Below are 4,423 nucleotides of genomic sequence, written 5' to 3'. Positions count from 1 at the left end.
CTCTTAATCTGCGGGTTCGGGGTTCAAGTCCCTGGCGGCGCACCAAGATCGCCTGCAGCGCAGGCACTTCTCGCCACTTGATCGGGCCTCCGAGGCACTGGACCCCGCGTTTACCCCACGGTTTCGACGCTTGTCGTCATCGGTCGATGTTCCTCGATGGCGCGCGTCAGCGGACCCGGACGGAGTCACCGACACCCGTTATGTGACCTCCGTCGCTCCGCTGAAGATCGGGGTTCCACCGCCCGACGCGGGCCGGGGCGCGGACAGCGGGTGGCGCTCTGCCGGTGCCCGGATTGTCCTGTCCCGGATGCGTGTGAGGGCTTGCGGCCCTGGGGTGGTGGTGACGGAGAGCCTCAACTCTGGACGTGGCCGTGGGTCCGGTCGAGGGGAGTGAGTTTGTCGAGTTGGATTCGGCCGATGGTCGGCACGATATGCGTGTCGACGAGCCTGCGGTGGGTTCGCAACGTCGCGGGTCGCGTCCCATCGCCACGCTTGATCTCCAGCCATTCACTGAGGCGGGCGTGCGCGTCGCCGTACCCGGGACCACAAGGTTGATGTCGCCTCGCGCGGTGTGCACGGCAACGCGTCGCGGGGCGGCGCTGAACTGCGTGTCGGTATCGCCGCTGTCCGAGGTGGCATCGACGGTTGCCGAGCGCGGCCCGGTCAGCGTGAGGTCGCCGGAGGTGGACTGCACCCGCAGCCGCCCGCTCATGCCGGTGGCCGTGATGTCGACCCGGCGGAGACCAGCAGGAGGTCTCCGCCGGACGGTTCAGCAACGGCCAATCAGATGATCCATCAGATCGGCGGTTGTCGAGGCTCCGGCTCTGCGCAGCGCAGCGATCGTCGAGGTGTCTGTGGCGCCCGTCAGTGACGCGACCGCCGTCCGGTGCGCGGCAAGCATGTGCGGCTCGTACTCGGCAACGAGCCGGCCGAGCAGCTCGTCGGGAGTGAGCACCTCGACGCCGGCCGCGGCGGCGGCGTCGGCCGGGAAGTCCTTGATGTTCCAGGTGCAGAGGACAGTTGCGGCCGCGGTGACGGCTGCGGCGAGGACGTGGCGATCGTCGTCGTCTGGCAGCCACACATCGGCCAGCGCCCGGAAGTCCTCCTCGGAGGGTTCGACCTCGGCAAGCGGGAACGCGCGGTTCATCGCTGTCACCAGCCGTCGGGCAGCCGCGCGGTCAAAGCCGTTCACGTTCAGCATGAGGTGTTCGGTGGTCTCATCGAGGATCGCGGCGCTCCAGGTGATGGCGATGATCTCTTGGTCGGCGGCGTAGAGGAGGTAGTCGCGCAGGACACGGGAGTAGAGCACGTTCGCGTCGGCGAGAACGATCCGGATCAGGTCGGTCTCGTCGGCGGCGGCGCTCATTCGGTCAGGCCGAGGTCGTTCTGCACGGCCGCCAGGTCGGCGAGTGCCTCGCGCCGCCGCGGACGCTCGGTCTCCAGGAACGCCCGGATTGACGAGACGCGCACGCGGTGGTGCGTGCCGACCTTGCGGTACTCCAGCAGGCCGCGGTCCATGAGCTTGCGGACCTGGGGACGTGACATCCCCAGCAGCACCGCAGCCTCGGTGGGAGTCACCTCGGCGGTGCGGGAGGCCATGACGATCTCCTCGCCTCGCACCCTGGCGTCGATCAGCCGGGAGACCAGTTCGGCGGTCTCGCGCGAGAGCGCGACTCTCACCTGTTCGCCAGGCGTCGCCAGCGCGTGGTGAAGAGCCTCGGCGTCACGCAGCAGCAGCTCGGTCACGGCAGGACTCCATCTGCTCCAAGTGAATCAACTGCAGCAACCGTAACACGGCTCGTGCGCAGCGGCCGGGCTCCGCACCCGGCAGGGAGACGGACCACCTCGGACCCCTCGGCGAGAGTCTCTGTAGCCAGGCCGGTCACGACCGCCTCTGCGCGGAGCCGGGTGACCAGGGCGCGCGCCGTGGCAGCGCCGATGTGGAGCCGCTCGCGGAGAGTCTCCGTGGAGATCGGACGGCTGTGGGTCTGCCAGTGCTCGACAACTGGCCGGCGCTGCCGCGGCCCCGAGAACGGCCCAGACGTCCGAAATCACCGTGGTCACCTGCCGGGACCTCTTCGACTTCCTGCGAGACGAGGCAGCACCGTGCTGGCTCCCGGGCTGTCGTTCGAGGGCACGTCGTACTGCTCGCAGAGCCGGCACGTCTGGTGAGGGTCGTGCACCGGACCGGGTTGCAATCCGTATGCGTGCTTTGATCGACTTTGGCATCACGACATGAGCCAGGGGTTATGCTGGCAACGTGGCGTGGGACGTCATCCTCCTCGAACCGGTCGAGTCCTGGTTCCTGAAACTCTGTGAATCCGACACGGACACAGCAGCGTTGATCGTGTAGGCAATCGACAGGCTTGCCGCCGTAGGACCCACGCTGGGCAGGCCGCTCGTGGACACCATTGGGCACAGCGAACTTCGCAACCTAAAGGAGCTGCGGCCTGGTTCCCGGGGGCGGTCGGAGATCCGGATGCTCTTCGTTTTCGACCCGGACCGCGCGGCGATCTTTCTTGTCGCAGGCGACAAGACCGGGCGCTGGTCTCACTGGTACGAGGAAGCCATCCCATTGGCCGAGGCCCGATACGCCGACTATCGGGCGAAAAAGGACAAGGAGGTAGGCCCGTGAGTACTGGAAGACGCTGGGATGAAGTCAAGGCTGAAGCGCACCGTCGTCACCCTGAACTGGCTGATCCCGAACGGCAGGCCAGGGCCCGCGCCGAACTCGACGCGTACGTTGCCGGTCACCACCTCAAAGAGCTCCGTCAGGCCATCGGCAGGACACAGTCCGAGGTCGCCCAGATCCTTGGCGTATCCCAGTCCCGGATCTCCCAGATCGAGAACGGCGACATCGAGGCCATGGAACTGGAGACCCTCCGTGCCTACGCCGCGGCACTTGGCGGGCATCTCGACGTCACCATCAGCGTGGGCCCGCACTCGGTGAAGGTCGCATAGGCCGGGGTCGAGGATCGGCTGAGATAGCAGGCTTGGTCGGACCGGGACTGGGCGAACGTTCATGGAAGGCCGTCATCCTGGTCGAGATCCCGAGTATGTCATTCGGGTGCCAGTAGCAGCAGTCAGCAGCCGACCCCGCTGGTTGGCGCTAGCGAGGAGCAGCGGCCGCTGACCTGGGCGGGGCACTCTGGCGCAGGTCAGCGACAACCGCGGCACAGGTTTCCCAAGCTTGTAGCGTGGACAGGGTCGACACTCGCTTCGATCCGTTTGATCTGCGGCTCGGGGTTCAAGTCCCTGGCGGCGCACCCACACTCCACATGCTTGCTGAGCAGCGGGCAGCTTCGTTGCGGTTTGTTACGGGCTGCCTCTTTGTTCGGTGACGGCTGTCGATGTCAGGCGACGATGTAGCTCGAGTCGTCGAACTCGGCCGTGACCTTCAACCGTCCGCCAAGCGCCTCGACGTAGGCGCGCAGGACTGACACCGACACCACGTCCAGCTTTCCGCGTTCCACGTCGGAGATGCGGGGGCCGGATACACCCATGGTTTCGGCGACCTCACGTTGAGTCAGAGCACGGCCGCGTCGGACCTCGGCCAGCCGGTAGGCGTGGATCTCGTCATCGAGGCGGCGCTGCCCGGCCTCGCGGTCGGCATCGGTCCGTACCGGATAGCCGGCGGCGACACGTGCCTGCTCGGCCTGGCGTTTGACGTCGTCCCATCGCATCGTTGTCATCGATAGTCCCTCCTCTCGATCTCGGCAAGGTGAAGGTCATAGCGTTCATCCGCTGCGGATATCGCGGTCTCATACCAGCGCTGCCAATTGCCCGACTTATCCCCGGCTACCAGCAGCACCGCTCGGCGGACCGGGTCGAAGGCGAACAGGATTCGGATCTCGCTCGTGCCTGCCGAACCTGGCCGTAGCTCCTTCATGTTGTGGTGACGTGAGCCCTTGATCCGGTCGACCAGCGGCCGGCCGAGGGTTGGACCGACGGTTGCCAGTCGGTCGATGGCGTCCTCGACGAGGTCGGCCGACTGGGGATCGTTCTTGGTCAGGTCGACGAACCACTCGGCGACCTCCTCTACCAAGAGGACTTCCCAGCTCCGCGCAGGAACATCTTAACTCAGGGGTTAAGCTCTTGTGGGGCTGATCTGACGGAGTCGACGGTCGGGCTTCCAGCGGAGGGTCCGACAGCAACCGCTGACAGCAACGTGAGCGGACGTCGGCGGACGACAACGAACGACGGAGGCCCGCCGACTCAAACTGATGAACGTCGGCGAACCTCCATAAACATCACAAACGTGACTCTTAACCTGCGGGTTCGGGGTTCAAGTCCCTGGCGGCGCGCCAAGATCATCTGCAGCACAGACACTTCTCGCCACTGGATCGGGCGTCCAAGGTGCCGAACCCCGCGTTTACCCCACGGTTTCGATGCTTGTCGTCGTCGGTCGATGTTGCTCGATGGT

The 4,423-nt window shown here is 66.1% G+C and carries 6 protein-coding genes and 2 pseudogenes; 2 read left to right on the top strand and 6 right to left on the bottom strand.

Going from position 1 to position 4,423, the window contains the following annotated elements:
* Positions 1-353: 353 nt before the first annotated feature.
* From MJ785_RS22380 to MJ785_RS18710, 4 genes and pseudogenes are all read right to left on the bottom strand, one after another.
* Positions 354-503 carry a hypothetical protein gene (locus tag MJ785_RS22380; RefSeq protein ID WP_370652985.1) on the bottom strand — a complete coding sequence of 50 codons (150 nt, stop codon included), beginning with the start codon at positions 501-503 and terminating at the stop codon, positions 354-356.
* A 41-nt stretch (positions 504-544) separates the two neighbouring features.
* Positions 545-712: pseudogene (locus MJ785_RS22375) on the bottom strand (DUF4097 family beta strand repeat-containing protein); the annotation flags it as partial.
* 57 nt (positions 713-769) lie between these two features.
* On the bottom strand, positions 770-1,366 hold the full coding sequence (locus tag MJ785_RS18715; RefSeq protein WP_239313981.1) for a PIN domain-containing protein: 597 nt from the start codon (positions 1,364-1,366) through the stop codon (positions 770-772).
* Positions 1,363-1,746, bottom strand: a complete 384-nt coding sequence (locus MJ785_RS18710; protein ID WP_239313984.1) for a helix-turn-helix domain-containing protein — start codon at positions 1,744-1,746, stop codon at positions 1,363-1,365. The genes MJ785_RS18715 and MJ785_RS18710 overlap by 4 nt, the downstream gene beginning before the upstream one ends.
* A gap of 514 nt (positions 1,747-2,260) precedes the next feature.
* Between MJ785_RS18710 and MJ785_RS18700 the strand changes: the two are divergent.
* Together MJ785_RS18700 and MJ785_RS18695 are read left to right on the top strand one after the other, a co-directional pair.
* A pseudogene (locus tag MJ785_RS18700) lies at positions 2,261-2,635 on the top strand (type II toxin-antitoxin system RelE/ParE family toxin).
* Entirely contained in the window at positions 2,632-2,961 is a 330-nt protein-coding gene (locus MJ785_RS18695) for a helix-turn-helix transcriptional regulator (protein WP_239336473.1), read from the top strand. Before MJ785_RS18700 ends, MJ785_RS18695 begins: the two are co-directional and overlap by 4 nt.
* A gap of 392 nt (positions 2,962-3,353) precedes the next feature.
* On the opposite strand, the gene MJ785_RS18690 is transcribed toward MJ785_RS18695, so the two are convergent.
* Positions 3,354-3,692, bottom strand: coding sequence for an XRE family transcriptional regulator (locus tag MJ785_RS18690; RefSeq protein WP_239382048.1), 339 nt, complete (start codon positions 3,690-3,692; stop codon positions 3,354-3,356).
* Positions 3,689-4,045, bottom strand: a complete 357-nt coding sequence (locus tag MJ785_RS18685) for a type II toxin-antitoxin system RelE/ParE family toxin (RefSeq protein ID WP_239382046.1) — start codon at positions 4,043-4,045, stop codon at positions 3,689-3,691. Before MJ785_RS18685 ends, MJ785_RS18690 begins: the two co-directional genes overlap by 4 nt.
* Positions 4,046-4,423: the final 378 nt, after the last annotated feature.

The sequence above is a fragment of the Protofrankia sp. CiT1 genome, from assembly GCF_917627335.1.
Lineage (GTDB): Bacteria > Actinomycetota > Actinomycetes > Frankiales > Frankiaceae > Protofrankia.
Note: the sequence above shows the minus strand (reverse complement) of the source record. Positions and strands in the feature narration are given on the sequence as shown.